The organism is Rhodoferax aquaticus (genome assembly GCF_006974105.1).
Taxonomy (GTDB): domain Bacteria; phylum Pseudomonadota; class Gammaproteobacteria; order Burkholderiales; family Burkholderiaceae_C; genus Allorhodoferax; species Allorhodoferax aquaticus_A.
Genome location: NZ_CP036282.1, coordinates 98429 through 111446 on the forward strand (window position 1 = coordinate 98429; position 13018 = coordinate 111446).

The following is a 13018-nucleotide window of genomic DNA, read 5'->3' on the forward strand; positions in this document are numbered from 1 at the left end:
GACGAAAAAGAAAGCGCGCCGATACGGCGCGCAGGAGGCCAGAGTTACTTAACGGTGTACAGCTTATCGAACTGGCCACCGTCGTTGAAGTGCACTTTTTGCGCCTCAGAGAACGAGCCAAAGTAGTCTGCTGCTGTGAATAGCTTGATGGGCTTGAAGGTGCTGGCGTACTTTTTCAGAATGGCCGGGTTACTTGGGCGAATGGCGTGCTTGGCCGCAATCTCTTGCGCCTCATCGGTGTACAAGAAGTTCAGGTACGCACGGGCTTGGTCAGCGGTCCCTTTTTTGGCCACGGTGCGTTCCACCACGGCCACAGGGTTCTCGGCCACGATGGAGCTGCTGGGGTGAATCGCGTCGACCTTGCCTGCGCCAAATTCATTGTCCACCGACACCACTTCAGACTCAAACGTGATCAGTGCGTCGCCGATATTGCGTTGCAAGAAGATGGTGGTGGCGTCACGTCCACCCTTGGCCAAAACCGGCACGTTCTTGTACAGCTTGGCCACAAACTCCGCGGCTTGTGCATCGGTTCCGCCCTTGGCACGTACAGAGCCCCAAGCCGCCAGATAGGCCATGCGGCCATTGCCACCGGTTTTGGGGTTGACCACAACCACTTGCACGCCAGGCTTGATCAAATCGTCCCAGTCTTTGATGCCTTTGGGGTTACCGTTACGAACCAAAAACAGCATGGTGGAGCTGGTAGGGGCTGCATTGCTTGGGAACTTCTTGGTCCAGTCTTTGGCCACTACGCCGTTGCCCGCCAGAAAATCGACATCGGTGGTGGTGTTCATGGTCACCACATCGGCGTCCAAACCGTCGTTCACAGCACGTGCTTGGGCGCTGGACCCCGCGTGGCTTTGGTCAATCTTGATGTCTTTGCCCGTGGTCTTTTTGTAGTTGGCAATGAAGGCCGCGTTGATATCTTTGTAAAACTCACGTGACACGTCGTACGACACGTTGAGCAAAGTGGTTTGTGCTGCTACAAAATTGCTAGCTGCCAACGCAATAACAGCGAGCGCCAACTTGGTTTTTTGCTTGAGGTGCATGGAGTTTTTCCAAAAAGTAAAAGGCCTGTAAGCAGCCTCTGAAGGGCCACGAATGCCTGAATTCTGGGCAAAACTGCGCTGAACAACAACGAATTGTTTATTGTTTGATTATTCGCTAAAGCGTATATAGAAATCCCTAATGTCTTTTTATCTTGCATAAACAACAGGGTGCAGACCACGTGGGTGGGCGCGCCTTGTGGTGCCCAGGGCAGAATCGGCGCGCAATGCCTTGCCGCCTGTTTAGCGCAACAGCCGCACCGCCCCAATGGCCAGCCAACCCAACACAAAGTTCAGCACCACCAGCTTGTGAATGGTGGCAGCCGCAGCGGCAGCCACGGGCCACTCACTTGCGGCGACTGCACGCTGAAACTTCTTGAAACCTGCGAATCGGATGTGCCCAAACACGAGCACCATGAGCAGGCCGAACGCTGCCATGAGGTTCCAGCCCAGCGGCAAGCCATTGCCCGATGCATGCGCCGCCTTAGCAGCACCTGCGTACAGATGCCCGCCGGTGGCCAGCACCACCACGACCGCGATCAGTACCACGTTAAAAAACCGCTGCCACACCTGTGCCATTAAGCGGGCACGGGGCTGGGGCTCCATCACGGCCAGCGTGGCAGGGCGCAAGGCCAGCAGCATGAAGGTCATGCCCCCCATCCAAACGATGGCGGCAATCAGGTGAAGGAGCTTGAGGATGTCATACATAAGGTAGGGCTCAGGGTTGGGTGAAGGGTGCTGTCCAATGCAGCAGGCTGAAGGTGGGCATTGTGGGCCATGCGATGGCAGGTCTGTGTGCAGCGCCGACAAAGGCCGTGGCAGATTCTGGGTCATGGACAGGGCCTTTACGCCTACGACGTTCTGATTTTTCCGAACTTAAACTGAAGGAAATACGAATTTACGCGAAGTGTCTTTGTGCCTACAGTTGCAAGCTTACGAGCCACAACAGGCTTTTTTGGAGTAACGCCATGCGACTAAGTACCCGAGGACGATTTGCCATCACCGCCATGATTGACTTGGCCCTGCGCGAGAGCGCTCACCCAGTGCCTTTGGTCGACATCGCGCTGCGCCACCGAATTTCTTTGTCTTACTTGGAGCAGGTGTTTGCCAAGCTGCGCCAACACAGCTTGGTGGAAAGCACGCGCGGACCTGGCGGCGGCTACACCCTGGGGTTCCGACGTGATGCCATTACGGTGGCAGACATCATTGTGGCCATTGAAGACGACTCCGAAGAACGTGTAGGCCTTAGCAGCCGCGACAGCTCGCAAAGTGCGCACGACATGACCCAAGGCCTGTGGGATTCCTTGCAAGAAACAGTGCTGGCCCATATGCGCACCATCACCTTGCGCAGCTTGGCGCAAGAGCAGCGTGCCAAAGGCTTCCAAGTGGCTGAACGGGTCTCCTCCAAAAAAGGCGTGTTCAAGAAGCCCAAGCCAGAGGTGATGCGTATCAATGCGCCTAACTCGGTGTTTGCACTGGGCCAAATGTTCCCTGCGCGCAGCTAGGACACGCCCCACGGGTATCGCTTGCTCTATGAGCGAGCGGTGCCTTGTGCCAGAGCGCGCGCCCACGCGCTGCGATTGGAGGGCATTCACAGATGCGCTAAGCCTTGGCAAACCGGCCCTTGCTTGGGCGGATAGGCTATAAATCAGCACTACATCAAGGAGTGCACATGGGGCGACGGTTGAGGTGCGTGGGAGTGGCGCTCGCCGCCGCGATGGGGCTGCAAAGCCTTGGTTTTGCCAAAGACGCGGGTCCAGCATTGGGCTATTCACCCGCGAACATGGACAAGCGCGTGAGTCCGCGTGAGGACTTTTACCGATACGCCAACGGCCATTGGCTCAAGCGCACCGACATCCCCTCTGCGGATGCTGATGTAGGCGGCTTCACCCTGCTAGCCAACAACCTCAATGACAAACTCCTAGCGCTCATCCAAGAGGCTGCCAACACCCCTGCAAACAAACAAAGCGTCAGCCGACAGCAAATTGGGGACTTCTATCGCGCAGCGATGGACCTACCCCGCCTCGACGCATTGGGTCTGCAACCCATTGCACGTGACTTACAGGCCATTGAAAGCGCGCAGAGCCCTGCCACTTTGGCTGCGCTCTTGGCTCGCCTGCAGCTTGGCTTTGGCGTGTCGCCCCTGCTCAATGGTTTTACAGGCGCGGACCCCAAGCAAAGCAATATGACCGTGCTCACCCTGTATCCCGGTCTACAAACCTTGGGCCAAGATGAGTATGCAAGCTCCTTTGCGCAGCCGGTGCGGGCCCTCTACCGTGACTACATGGTGCAGATGTTTCAGACCCTGGGTGACACCGAGATCAGTGCCAACACCAATGCTCGCACGGTGATGTCGATAGAGGGTGAAATTGCGGCCGCCCGCCTTACCCCTTTGCAGCAGCGCGACCCGCAACTGACCTACAACAAGCTCAGCTTAGACGAGGCGCAAGCCTTGATTCCTGCCGTGGACCTGCGTGCCTTCATCACCGCACTGGGTATGACACCACCCGCCACAGTGATGGTTCCCGACATGAACGGCTTGCGCACTGGTCAAAAGGTAGTGGCGGAGCGGTCGGTAGAGGACATACGCACTTTGCTGCGATGGCATGTGCTGTCAGCCAGCGCTTCGGCCCTAGGCCAACCGTGGCGCGGCTTAAACCAAGAGTTTTCCCGCGCACGCAGCGGCGCAGAAAGCCAAGAAAGCCGCGAGCGTGAGGTCACCAAGGCCATTGCCTCCACGCTGTTTCACCCCCTGTCGCGTGTGTATGTGGAGACCTACTTTCCAGAGAGCACGCGCCGCGATATCACCACCATGGTGAACCTCATGCGGGAGGAGTTTGCCAAGCGCTTGCAGACTAACCCGTGGTTGGACGAACCCACCCGCGCTGCCGCCCTAGACAAGCTGTCCAAAGTAGACATCGCAGTGGGCTACCCCGACCAGTGGATTGACTTTGGCGGCGTACGGATTGTGTCGAATGACTACTTGGGCAACATCCAGCGTGTCACCGAGTTTTTGATGCGCCGAGACTTCGCGCGCCTCGGGCAGCCCGTGGTCAACGACCGCTTTGCAGCGCCCAACATGACCACACCCATCGCGGTCAACGCGGCGTACAGTCCGCGCACCAACAGCATTGACATCACCGCCGCCATTGCGCAGCCCCCGTTTTACAAACAAGGGGCCGACCCCGCCGTCAACTACTGCACCATGGGTGCTGTCATTGGCCATGAACTCACCCATGGCTTTGACAGCTTCGGGCGTCAATTTGGCCCAGCGGGGAATTTGCGCGACTGGTGGACACCGCAAGCCACCGCAGAATTCACCAAGCGCACCGACATGCTGGTGCAGCAGTACAGCGAGTTCACGGTGCTGCCCGGCCTGATGCACAACGGCGCGCAGACCTTGACCGAAAACACCGCAGACCTGGGTGGCATCACCTTGGCACATGCCGCGCTCAAGCGCTACTTGGCGACCCATCCCCAAAACAAGATTGACGGTCTCACCAGCGACCAGCGCTGTTTTGTCGCTTGGGCCCAGATGTGGGCGTACAAGGCCCGTCCAGAGCGACTTCGCACCTTGGTCGCGACCGACTACCACGCCATTGGCTCCGTGCGCGGTGTGGCTCCGCTGCTTCATCTCGATGTATTCCACAAAGTGTTTAAAACCCGCAAGGGTGACCCCATGTGGCGTGCGCCCGAGCAGCGCGTCCGCATTTGGTAGTTTGTTAGAAAACAGCCGTTTACGCCCATCGCATAAGCGCGAGCAGCTATCTATTTGATAGTATTTCAGCTTGGCTGAGCCTAGGTCTTGCGAGCGCTTTGCACCAGCAACACGCCTAGCACCACTACCACCACACCGGCTGCCTCCCACAGGCTCAAGTGCTCGCCCAAGAGCACGCTGCCCAGCAACAGCGCCACGATGGGGTTGATGCTGGCATACGTGGTTGCCACCGCGGAACCCATGCGAAGCGTCAAAATGTTAAAGGCCAAGTAGCCGCCAGCAGTGACCCCCAGCGCGAGATAGGCGAGCGCTGCCATCGATGACCAAGTGATGGCACCCAGTGGCTCTGCCACCAAAACGGACAAGACCGTGCCCACCAAACCACCCACGGCCATCTGCATGCACGACGCGACCAGCACATTGCGCGGCATGTTGCCACGCTCGGTCAGCACCGAAGACACCGACGCCAACGCAGCGGCACTGAGGATGTAGGCATGCCCCACACCCCAGCCTCCGCCTAAGTAGGCCTCGTAGACCAACAGCAAGCCACCGATGCCGAGCACCGTGCCCAGCAGGGCCCGTGGCGCTACCCGCCGCTCCAGCGCGCCGTTGAGCACGCAGGTCATGATGGGCATGGTGGAGAACAGCACCGCAGTCATGCCCGACGACACCGACTGCAGGCCCCAGACGATCAAGGCACTCACGACCGTAATGTTGAGCGTCCCCACCAAGGCGGGCCCCCGCCACGCCTTGAGGTCAGAGAGTGCCGGTAGCGCTGCCCCACGGTGCTTGAGCACGAGCCACAAAACACCGGCCGCCAAAAGCCCGCGCACGCCACAAAGCAGCAAAGGGGGCAGCGCCGTGGCTGCCATCTGCACCACCATATAGGAGCTGCCCCACACCACATACACGGTGAAGAACGAGAGGCCTACAACCCAAGGCTGCTTCAGCAAGCTCATGGGCAGCCTAGGCCTAGGGACAAGAGGGTGTGCGTCGCAGATGGCATGGGGGGTGGTTGGACTTGGAAGTATTGCGAAGCATAGCGCTGCGGTACAGCAAAGGGAACACCATCTGGGTGCTGACCTGGGTTCTGCAGCAAAAATACCTTCACACAACTTTACCTAAAGGCAGTAGGCGCGGGACGCGGGCCCTTCGTTGTAGTGACAAGCCGATCAAGGCTTGTTCAACCTAGATGAGGACACTATGGAAACCCGCTTATTGATTGCTTCCTTGTTCGTCGCTTTTGGCGCTAGCGCCGCGATGGCACAAACCAATACGGCCAACACCGTGCAACGTGACGTCAACCAGCAAACTCGCATTGAGACCGGGCTGAAGGACGGCAGCCTCAACACCAAAGAGGCCGGACGACTAGAAACTGAGCAAAGTCAAGTTGACCGGCTACAAGCCCGTGACTTGAAAGACGGCAAGCTCACCTTGAAAGAACGTGCGCAACTGCGCAGAGCCCAAAACAAGGCTAGCCGAGACATTCAGTCGGCCGAGCACAACAACGTCAAGGGCAACCCTGAGTCCAAGTCGTCCGAGCGCTTGCAAGCTGATGTACAGCGCAACATCCAACAAGAAAAACGCATCGAGCAAGGCGTGCAAAGCGGTGCTCTCACCAAGCCTGAAGTCAGCACACTTGAGCGTGGTCAAGCGCGCGTCGACCGCAAGGAAGCTAAGGCAGCACGCGACGGCAATGTAGGCCGAGTGGAACAGGCCAACATCCAGCACGCCGACAACAAGCACAGTGAGGAAATCTTGGACAAGAAGCACAATGGCAAGACCCGCAAGGGGTAGCACGGAGTAGCGGCCTGCGGAGGTTTTCGGCAGGCTACTCATCGCTTCAACCACAGGGCTCCTATGAAAACTGTTTCCTACGCACTGGCGCTTGGCGTCAGTTGTTTGATGGTGGCGTGCGCTACAACGGGCAGCGCCAGCCCATCGGCCAAGCCGGTGTTTTATCCCAACGCCAAGCTCAATGCCGTGGGTCAAGACAAAGCCAACCAAGAGGCCCAAAGCTGCATGTCGCAGGCCATCGGTGCGGGGCTTACGCCGGACGAGAAAGACAATGCCATTGCCCACGGCGCTGAAAAAGGTGCGGCAGTGGGCGGCGTGGCTGCAGCTGTGGGCGCCCTGGTGCGTGGCAAGGGTGTGGAACGGGCTGTCGAGTCCGGCGCGGGCGGTGCGGCTGTGGGTGGCGCTGCCGGGGCTGTATCCGGCGCCTTCCACGACAAGCCCAACACCACTTACCGCCACTACGTGCAGCGCTGTCTGAAAGACCGTGGCTATGAAGTCATTGGTTGGAACTAGGCCGCACCAGCTGCTCTTTGGGCAGGTTGGTGGCACTCAGGCCCACCTGGTCTAGCCGCACAAATACCAGGCCATTGCGCAAGAGCTGAAGCAAGCCGGTGGAGAGCCCCTCCGCCGTGTCAGAGGCAGGCTTGTTCATGTGGGCAATGATCACGTCACCGCCTTTGACGTGCCGTAAGCGCTCTTCCACAGCGGGCTTGCGCAAAGTGGCCCCCGAGTCGGCATTGATAGAAAAACCTGCAATACCAAAGCCCATGCGCTCAATCTCTGCAATGGCCTGCGGGTCGTACTCGGCCGTTGCACCCCGGTACCAGTGGGGTGGCACACCAATCATCTCGGTGATGGCCTTGGCCCCTTCGCTGACTTCTTGGCGCAGGTGCAGCAGGTCTGGCTCGCCGGCAATGCCATAGACCTTGCGCCCCGCCCCAATGACTGCGGGAATGTGGTTTTCACCATGGTCTTCTACGTCGAACAAGTCCAAGTGCGCTTTGATGATGGCCACACCTTGGGGGTTCTTCAGTAGCCACTTTTTAGTGGCAAACAGCGTCGCCGGTATGCGGTTGCGAATGAGAAACTCAATCAAATCATCATCAAACGCGCCAGAGCAAGCGTCTAGCGTGAGCGCAATGTTGCGTGTGGGAGTGGCACTGGCTATGACGTCATGCACTTCAATGGGCGTTTGGGCCCACAGCGGCGGGTAAGTACAGCACAGTGCGCCGACTGCGAGGCGTACCAAGAGGCGCCTCGCAGCCGCCATAGGCATTTGTTGGCGTAATGGCTTGCAAAAGGAAAATTTAGTAGGAGTGAGTAGCAATTGCATAGCGGCATGCTAGCGCCTCGGTACACTGCGCCCAGTTTTGGCACTTGTCTCTGTTTTTGTATGCACACATCACCTTTGGCCTCCTTGCCCGACCACCACAACGCCCGTACCGAGGCGGCGCTGGACCGCCTGCGCAAAGCCATGGCCGACATTGAGGCGGATATCCACGCCCACCAAGGCGTCTACCCCTTTAACCATGGCCGCGTGACCCAGTCGGAGCTGTGCCGCCGGGCAGATGTCAAGAAAGCAACCCTGCAAACGCCCCTGCACAAAGACACCACCCGCGTGCAGATCTTGCAATGGCTAGACGGCCTGAGTCAGCACCTGGCCCAAACCCGAGACGCCACCCGCGAGCGCGTGACCGCTGTGGCCGACACCTTGATCAGTGAACGTGCGCAACTTGTCCAAGACTTAGCCCATGTCCAAGCCCAGTTGCAAACGGCTTTGCAACGCGTCACTGCGCTAGAGGAAGAAAACATAGCCTTGCGGGCGCAGTTGCGACAAGGATAAGCCCGCGCACGTGCGTGATACTTGCCGCATGTCAGCACCTTCAGTCTCCAACCCTCAACTCTCATCCCAATGGGCCAGCATGGCTTTGTGGGTCATACCAGCCCTGTGGGCCGTCAACTACATCATTGCGCGCAAGGCCCCGGGGGTGGTGGAGCCCTACGCTTTGGCTCTGGGGCGCTGGGGCCTGGCCGGTCTGATCTTGACGGTGATTGCTCGCCACGAACTGTGGCAACAGCGCAAAGCCATTGCCACGGTCTGGTACCAGTACGTGGTCTTGGGCTTTTTTGGCATGTTGGTGTGCGGTGCCTGGGTGTACCTCGGTGCAAAAACCACGGTCGCCATGAACATTGCACTGATTTACGCAGCCTCTCCTGTGCTGATTGCCTTGGGCGCGGTGCTGTGGTTGGGCGAACGTTTTAGTCGCACCCAAGCCGCAGGCGTGGTCTTGGCCCTGCTGGGGGTCGTGCACGTGGTGGTGAAGGGCCAGTGGGGGGCGCTGGCACAGGTTCAATGGGTGACGGGCGACCTATGGATCGTCATGGCCATGGTGTCTTGGGCCGCCTATGCCTTGCTGCAAAAAATATGGCCTAGCAGTTTGAGCCCCACGGCGCGCCTCGCCGCCATCTGCATGGGCGGCGTAGCGTGGCTCTTGCCTTGCAGTCTGTGGGAGTTTGCCCAACCCAACACACCCGCCTGGGGATGGGAGGCCAGCGCCTTGGTCCTCGCAGGGGCCTTGCTGCCAGGGGTAGGTGCGTACTGGATTTACGGCTGGGCTCAAAAGATATTGGGTGCTAGCCGGGTGGCTGTGACCTTGTACTTGGGGCCCTTGTACGCTGCCGTTGGGGCCTATGCAGTCTTGGGCGAACCCTTGGGGTGGCACCACCTCACAGGCGCACTCTTGATCTTTCCCGGGGTGTACTGGGTTTCTCGAACGCCAGGTAAAAAAAGCACCTAAAAGTGGCATTGGCGCTTGTTCCACTTTCGTAAGTAGCTATAAAAACCGCAGCAAATGGTTGCCCTATCCATGGGGTGTGCACCCTAAACGCAAAGGGTTAACCCTTATAAAATTGCGCTTTCACCCCTTAGGGAGCCGACGTATGTCACCCTCTGAGCATCCGCTGCAAGCCGCATATCCCGCCCAAGACCTGTCCCATTGCATGGGCTCGGCAGGCTTGGCCCTTGTGGCCTTGCCCTTTGAGATCGCCCGCGCCCAGTATGCCAACGCAGTGCAGTGCGGTTTATTGCCGCAGTCCTTACGGGCGGCAGCGCGCTACGCACAGAGTTTGGATGCACTGGAGAAGCTCACCTTAGGGCCACTGGCGCGGCGCGTATAAGCCAGCGCTAACTTAATAAAAAAACCGTTGGTCACCTCTGAAGGTGCTTATTCCATGAAAAAAATCGTTGCATTGACCGTTGCCATGCTGCTCCCGCTATGGGTCGCAGCCCAAACGCCCACTGCCGGTGCAGGCGCTAGTTTTCCCTCGGCCGTGTACCAGCTGTGGGCCCAAAAGTACGAAAAAGCCTTCAACAAACCCGTGAGCTACATGCCCACGGGTTCAGGCGACGGTGTCAAAAAAATCATCGCCCGCGAGGTTGCGTTTGGGGGCACAGACTCTCCGCTGTCTGAGGCCGACCTCAGCAAGCACCGCTTGGTGCAACTGCCGGTGTTGGTGGGCGGAATCGTCCCTATCGTCAACTTGAAAGGCATCAGCGCCAATGAACTGCGTTTGACGGGGGATGTGTTGGCGGACATTTTTCGCGGTGACATCAAGGTCTGGAATGACAAACGCATCGTGGCCTTGAACCCTGGCGTGGCGCTGCCCAACCTTGCCATCACCCGCATCGTGCGCAGCGAAAAGTCAGGCACCACCGAGGGTTTGACCAAGTATTTGGCCCACGTGTCTGCAGAGTTCAAGCAAGAGGTGGGCGTTTCCTCCTTGCCCACGTGGCCGACCGGGGCGGCTGCGGCCCGTGCGGTGGAGGGCAATGACGGGGTTGTCAAAGGCATCCGTGACACGCAAGGTGCCATCGGCTACCTTTCGTTTGACCGCGTCTTAAAGCATGGCCTGACCGCCGTGCGATTGCGTTCGGGCGATGGACAGACCTTTGTGTCTGCCAGTGAAGAGGGCTTCAGAGCCGCAGTCAAGGCTTCGGATATGTTGCGTTCGGGCGATGAAACCTCCAGCCTCATGAACACGTCCGCGGCGGCGGCGTGGCCCATCACACTTACCACCTATGTCTTGTTGGATGCCCAGCCCAAGACCGCCAGCAGCGTGGCCACCGCCCTGCATTTTTTGTACTGGACGCAGCTTAGCGGCGACGGTGCGCTTCGAAACAGCGGCTTTTCGCCTCTGCCCTCCGAAGTGCAAGCCAAGTTCTCGGCACGGTTGATGAAAGTGAAACCCCAGGACGGCCAAGCTATCGCGTTTATGTAAGCGCCACAGAAATCCAATGGGCCAACTGTCATAAACGCACCCTAAACTACCCGCTTCACTTGTTGTCCCAAAGGGTTCTTATGTCCATACGAACGTTTGCTAACCTGCACAGCACCTATGCCAATCTGCGTGACCGCTATGGCGACGCAGACACCCATGTGCTTGAGCTCAAGGCCGAAATCGAGCAACTCACCCGCGCCGCCAAACTGCCAGCCACTGGCGACCGCCGCACTGCCAAGCCATCTTCCGGCGCGCTGTCGCGTGCTTCGTTCCAAGACCCATACAAAGCCAGTCGCGCATCACGCAGCACCCACTGGCACTAAGTCAAATCGGGCCCTAGCGCCCATGGAATAAGCGCAACCAGCTATCTTTTTGGTAGCTTTTTTCGCAGTAGCTATAAGTTCCCTAGGCCATCCACATCCGCCCGGCACCGCGTGCATCGGCAGGGCACACACATAGTTACGCCCGCTTGCTTTGCTGCAAGCGCCGCGCCCAGCGTTCAAACGCGCTGTCTACCGTGAGCGCCAGCAGCCCGGTCAGCACCGCGCCTTGCAGCACATAGGCGGTGTTAAAGCCGCTCAAGCCAATGATGATGGGCGAGCCCAGATTTTGCGCACCCACGGTGCTGGCAATGGCTGCTGTGCCAATGTTGATGGTGACCGAGGTGCGTATGCCCGCCACCATCACCGGCGCTGCGAGCGGCAACTCCACCTGCCAAAAGGTTTGCCAAGGGCTCAGGCCCAGGCCGCGCGCGGCGTCTAGCGTGGCACTGGGTGTGGATTCCAGCCCGGCAATCACGCCTTGCACCATGGGCAGCAAGCCATAGAGGGAGAGCGCCACAAACGCGGGCCACTCGCCAAAGCCGATGAGCGGCACCGCAATGGCCAGCACCGCCACGGGCGGAAATGTTTGGCCCATGGCCACCAAGGACTCCACCACGCTGCGGTAGGGCTTGCCCGCTGCCCGCGTGACCCACAGGCCTGCCGCAAACGACACGGCCAGTGCCAGTGCGCTAGAGCTGGCCACCAAACCCACATGGGCCAGCAGCAGGTTCAAAAACGTGTCTTGCTGGTAAATAGGCCGCTCTTGCTGCGCAAACGCCCAGTGAAACAGCGGCTCCAAGTGCGCCATGCCTAGTGTGAGCGCCAGCAAGGCCAGCGCCATCAACAGCGGCGTGGCATAGGCCCGCCACAGCGGTGCGCGGGGTGTCATGCGCGCGCGTCCAGCAGGTCGGCAAAGTGCACCACACCTGCATCGGCACCCTGCGCGTCCACCACGGGCAGCGTGGTGCGGCCTTGCACGATGAAGGCCGACAGCGCTTCGCGCAGTGTGAGGTCTGCCGAGATGGGCTGGCCGTCGCTGCTGTCGCGGGCGCGCTCGCTGCGCCGGGCGCGGTCACGCACGCTGCCCAGCGCCAGGCGCTTGAGGCCCAGTTCCGCACGGCCCAAAAAGTCGCTCACAAAATCATTGGCGGGGCGGGCCAACAGCTCGAGTGGCGCGCCATCTTGCACGATGTGCCCGTCTTGGAACAGCACAATGCGGCTGGCCAAAAACAGGGCCTCGTCAATGTCGTGGGTCACCATCACCACGGTGGTGCCCGAGAGTTGGTGGATGCGTTTGAGCTCGCGCTGCAGCACGATGCGGGTCACCGGGTCTAGCGCACCAAAGGGCTCGTCCATCAGCAAAATTTCAGGCTCACCGGCCAAGGCGCGTGCCACACCCACGCGTTGCTGCTGCCCGCCGGAGAGTTCATCAGGAAAGCGCTTGGCAAACTGGCTGGGTTCTAACTGCAGCAGCGTCAACAGCGCTTGCACCCGCGCGTGCACCCGCTCGGCAGGCCAGCCCAGCAGCCGTGGCACCGTGCCAATGTTTTTCTCCACCGTCCAGTGGGGGAACAAGCCCACCGACTGAATGGCATAGCCCATGCGCAAGCGCAAGGCCTGGGGCGGCAGCGTTTGCAGGTCTTGGCCCTGAAACACAATGCGCCCGGCGTCACAGTCAATCAAGCGGTTCATCATGCGCAGCGTGGTGGACTTGCCCGAGCCTGAAGGCCCAATCAACACGACAAACTCACCCTTGCCAATGTGCAAGTCAATACCATCCACGGCCGTGGTGTCGCCAAAGTGTTTGCTGACCTGTTGAAACTCAATCATCGCGTGTCTCTCTATTACTTTGTGGCTTG

At 59.3% G+C, this 13018-nt stretch carries 15 protein-coding genes; 9 read left to right on the forward strand and 6 right to left on the reverse strand.

The window, feature by feature from the left end:
- Window positions 1-44: 44 nt before the first annotated feature.
- Window positions 45-1046: a sulfate ABC transporter substrate-binding protein gene (locus EXZ61_RS00470; RefSeq protein ID WP_142808221.1), complete on the reverse strand. Its 1002-nt coding sequence runs from the start codon at window positions 1044-1046 to the stop codon at window positions 45-47.
- Window positions 1047-1286: 240 nt separating this feature from the next.
- The gene (locus EXZ61_RS00475) at window positions 1287-1877 is read right to left on the reverse strand and encodes a CopD family protein (RefSeq protein ID WP_142808222.1); all 591 of its coding nucleotides are present in this window, start codon (window positions 1875-1877) and stop codon (window positions 1287-1289) included.
- A gap of 134 nt (window positions 1878-2011) precedes the next feature.
- Here EXZ61_RS00475 and EXZ61_RS00480 point away from each other — a divergent pair, with 134 nt between their 5' ends.
- Together EXZ61_RS00480 and EXZ61_RS00485 are read left to right on the forward strand one after the other, a co-directional pair.
- Entirely contained in the window at window positions 2012-2548 is a 537-nt protein-coding gene (locus EXZ61_RS00480; RefSeq protein WP_142808223.1) for an Rrf2 family transcriptional regulator, read from the forward strand.
- Between the two features lie 194 nt (window positions 2549-2742).
- Window positions 2743-4761, forward strand: coding sequence for a M13 family metallopeptidase (locus EXZ61_RS00485; RefSeq protein ID WP_168224653.1), 2019 nt, complete (start codon window positions 2743-2745; stop codon window positions 4759-4761).
- A gap of 80 nt (window positions 4762-4841) precedes the next feature.
- Here EXZ61_RS00485 and EXZ61_RS00490 read toward each other — a convergent pair whose 3' ends face one another.
- Complete coding sequence (locus EXZ61_RS00490) at window positions 4842-5720, reverse strand: EamA family transporter (RefSeq protein WP_142808225.1); 879 nt, start codon at window positions 5718-5720, stop codon at window positions 4842-4844.
- A 244-nt stretch (window positions 5721-5964) separates the two neighbouring features.
- On the opposite strand from EXZ61_RS00490, the gene EXZ61_RS00495 reads away from it, so the two are divergent.
- Both EXZ61_RS00495 and EXZ61_RS00500 read left to right on the forward strand, forming a co-directional pair.
- Window positions 5965-6558, forward strand: coding sequence for a hypothetical protein (locus EXZ61_RS00495; RefSeq protein ID WP_142808226.1), 594 nt, complete (start codon window positions 5965-5967; stop codon window positions 6556-6558).
- 63 nt (window positions 6559-6621) lie between these two features.
- Window positions 6622-7071, forward strand: coding sequence for a glycine zipper family protein (locus tag EXZ61_RS00500; RefSeq protein ID WP_142808227.1), 450 nt, complete (start codon window positions 6622-6624; stop codon window positions 7069-7071).
- Here EXZ61_RS00500 and EXZ61_RS00505 read toward each other — a convergent pair.
- On the reverse strand, window positions 7055-7828 hold the full coding sequence (locus EXZ61_RS00505; protein WP_168224654.1) for a polysaccharide deacetylase family protein: 774 nt from the start codon (window positions 7826-7828) through the stop codon (window positions 7055-7057). The two genes, EXZ61_RS00500 and EXZ61_RS00505, sit on opposite strands and share 17 nt — an antisense overlap.
- A gap of 123 nt (window positions 7829-7951) precedes the next feature.
- Between EXZ61_RS00505 and EXZ61_RS00510 the strand changes: the two genes are divergently transcribed.
- The 5 genes from EXZ61_RS00510 to EXZ61_RS00530 all read left to right on the forward strand — a co-directional run bounded on the left by EXZ61_RS00510 (window position 7952) and on the right by EXZ61_RS00530 (window position 11159).
- Window positions 7952-8401 (forward strand): hypothetical protein, encoded by a 450-nt coding sequence (locus tag EXZ61_RS00510; RefSeq protein ID WP_142808229.1) that lies wholly within the window; start codon window positions 7952-7954, stop codon window positions 8399-8401.
- A 28-nt stretch (window positions 8402-8429) separates the two neighbouring features.
- Window positions 8430-9356, forward strand: coding sequence for a DMT family transporter (locus EXZ61_RS00515; RefSeq protein ID WP_237219041.1), 927 nt, complete (start codon window positions 8430-8432; stop codon window positions 9354-9356).
- A 142-nt stretch (window positions 9357-9498) separates the two neighbouring features.
- Entirely contained in the window at window positions 9499-9735 is a 237-nt protein-coding gene (locus EXZ61_RS00520; RefSeq protein WP_142808230.1) for a hypothetical protein, read from the forward strand.
- 54 nt (window positions 9736-9789) lie between these two features.
- Window positions 9790-10836: a phosphate ABC transporter substrate-binding protein PstS gene (pstS, locus tag EXZ61_RS00525; RefSeq protein WP_142808231.1), complete on the forward strand. Its 1047-nt coding sequence runs from the start codon at window positions 9790-9792 to the stop codon at window positions 10834-10836.
- An 80-nt stretch (window positions 10837-10916) separates the two neighbouring features.
- Window positions 10917-11159 carry a hypothetical protein gene (locus tag EXZ61_RS00530; protein WP_142808232.1) on the forward strand — a complete coding sequence of 81 codons (243 nt, stop codon included), beginning with the start codon at window positions 10917-10919 and terminating at the stop codon, window positions 11157-11159.
- Between the two features lie 136 nt (window positions 11160-11295).
- Here the strand turns inward: EXZ61_RS00530 and EXZ61_RS00535 are convergent, their stop codons facing one another.
- Window positions 11296-12048 (reverse strand): ABC transporter permease, encoded by a 753-nt coding sequence (locus tag EXZ61_RS00535; RefSeq protein WP_142808233.1) that lies wholly within the window; start codon window positions 12046-12048, stop codon window positions 11296-11298.
- Complete coding sequence (locus EXZ61_RS00540; protein ID WP_142808234.1) at window positions 12045-12989, reverse strand: ABC transporter ATP-binding protein; 945 nt, start codon at window positions 12987-12989, stop codon at window positions 12045-12047. The genes EXZ61_RS00535 and EXZ61_RS00540 overlap by 4 nt, the downstream gene beginning before the upstream one ends.
- Between the last annotated feature and the right edge of the window lie 29 nt (window positions 12990-13018).

Excerpts from the sequence above, each read along its gene's own strand:
- EXZ61_RS00475 (WP_142808222.1), bottom strand. The coding sequence starts at position 1,877 with ATGACCCAGAATCTGCCACGGCCTTTGTCGGCGCTGCACACAGACCTG.
- EXZ61_RS00500 (WP_142808227.1), top strand. The coding sequence starts at position 6,622 with ATGAAAACTGTTTCCTACGCACTGGCGCTTGGCGTCAGTTGTTTGATG.
- pstS (WP_142808231.1), top strand. The coding sequence starts at position 9,790 with ATGAAAAAAATCGTTGCATTGACCGTTGCCATGCTGCTCCCGCTATGG.
- EXZ61_RS00540 (WP_142808234.1), bottom strand. The coding sequence starts at position 12,989 with ATGATTGAGTTTCAACAGGTCAGCAAACACTTTGGCGACACCACGGCC.
- EXZ61_RS00510 (WP_142808229.1), top strand. The coding sequence starts at position 7,952 with ATGCACACATCACCTTTGGCCTCCTTGCCCGACCACCACAACGCCCGT.
- EXZ61_RS00495 (WP_142808226.1), top strand. The coding sequence starts at position 5,965 with ATGGAAACCCGCTTATTGATTGCTTCCTTGTTCGTCGCTTTTGGCGCT.
- EXZ61_RS00490 (WP_142808225.1), bottom strand. The coding sequence starts at position 5,720 with ATGAGCTTGCTGAAGCAGCCTTGGGTTGTAGGCCTCTCGTTCTTCACC.
- EXZ61_RS00480 (WP_142808223.1), top strand. The coding sequence starts at position 2,012 with ATGCGACTAAGTACCCGAGGACGATTTGCCATCACCGCCATGATTGAC.
- EXZ61_RS00520 (WP_142808230.1), top strand. The coding sequence starts at position 9,499 with ATGTCACCCTCTGAGCATCCGCTGCAAGCCGCATATCCCGCCCAAGAC.
- EXZ61_RS00515 (WP_237219041.1), top strand. The coding sequence starts at position 8,430 with ATGTCAGCACCTTCAGTCTCCAACCCTCAACTCTCATCCCAATGGGCC.
- EXZ61_RS00535 (WP_142808233.1), bottom strand. The coding sequence starts at position 12,048 with ATGACACCCCGCGCACCGCTGTGGCGGGCCTATGCCACGCCGCTGTTG.
- EXZ61_RS00505 (WP_168224654.1), bottom strand. The coding sequence starts at position 7,828 with ATGGCGGCTGCGAGGCGCCTCTTGGTACGCCTCGCAGTCGGCGCACTG.
- EXZ61_RS00530 (WP_142808232.1), top strand. The coding sequence starts at position 10,917 with ATGTCCATACGAACGTTTGCTAACCTGCACAGCACCTATGCCAATCTG.
- EXZ61_RS00470 (WP_142808221.1), bottom strand. The coding sequence starts at position 1,046 with ATGCACCTCAAGCAAAAAACCAAGTTGGCGCTCGCTGTTATTGCGTTG.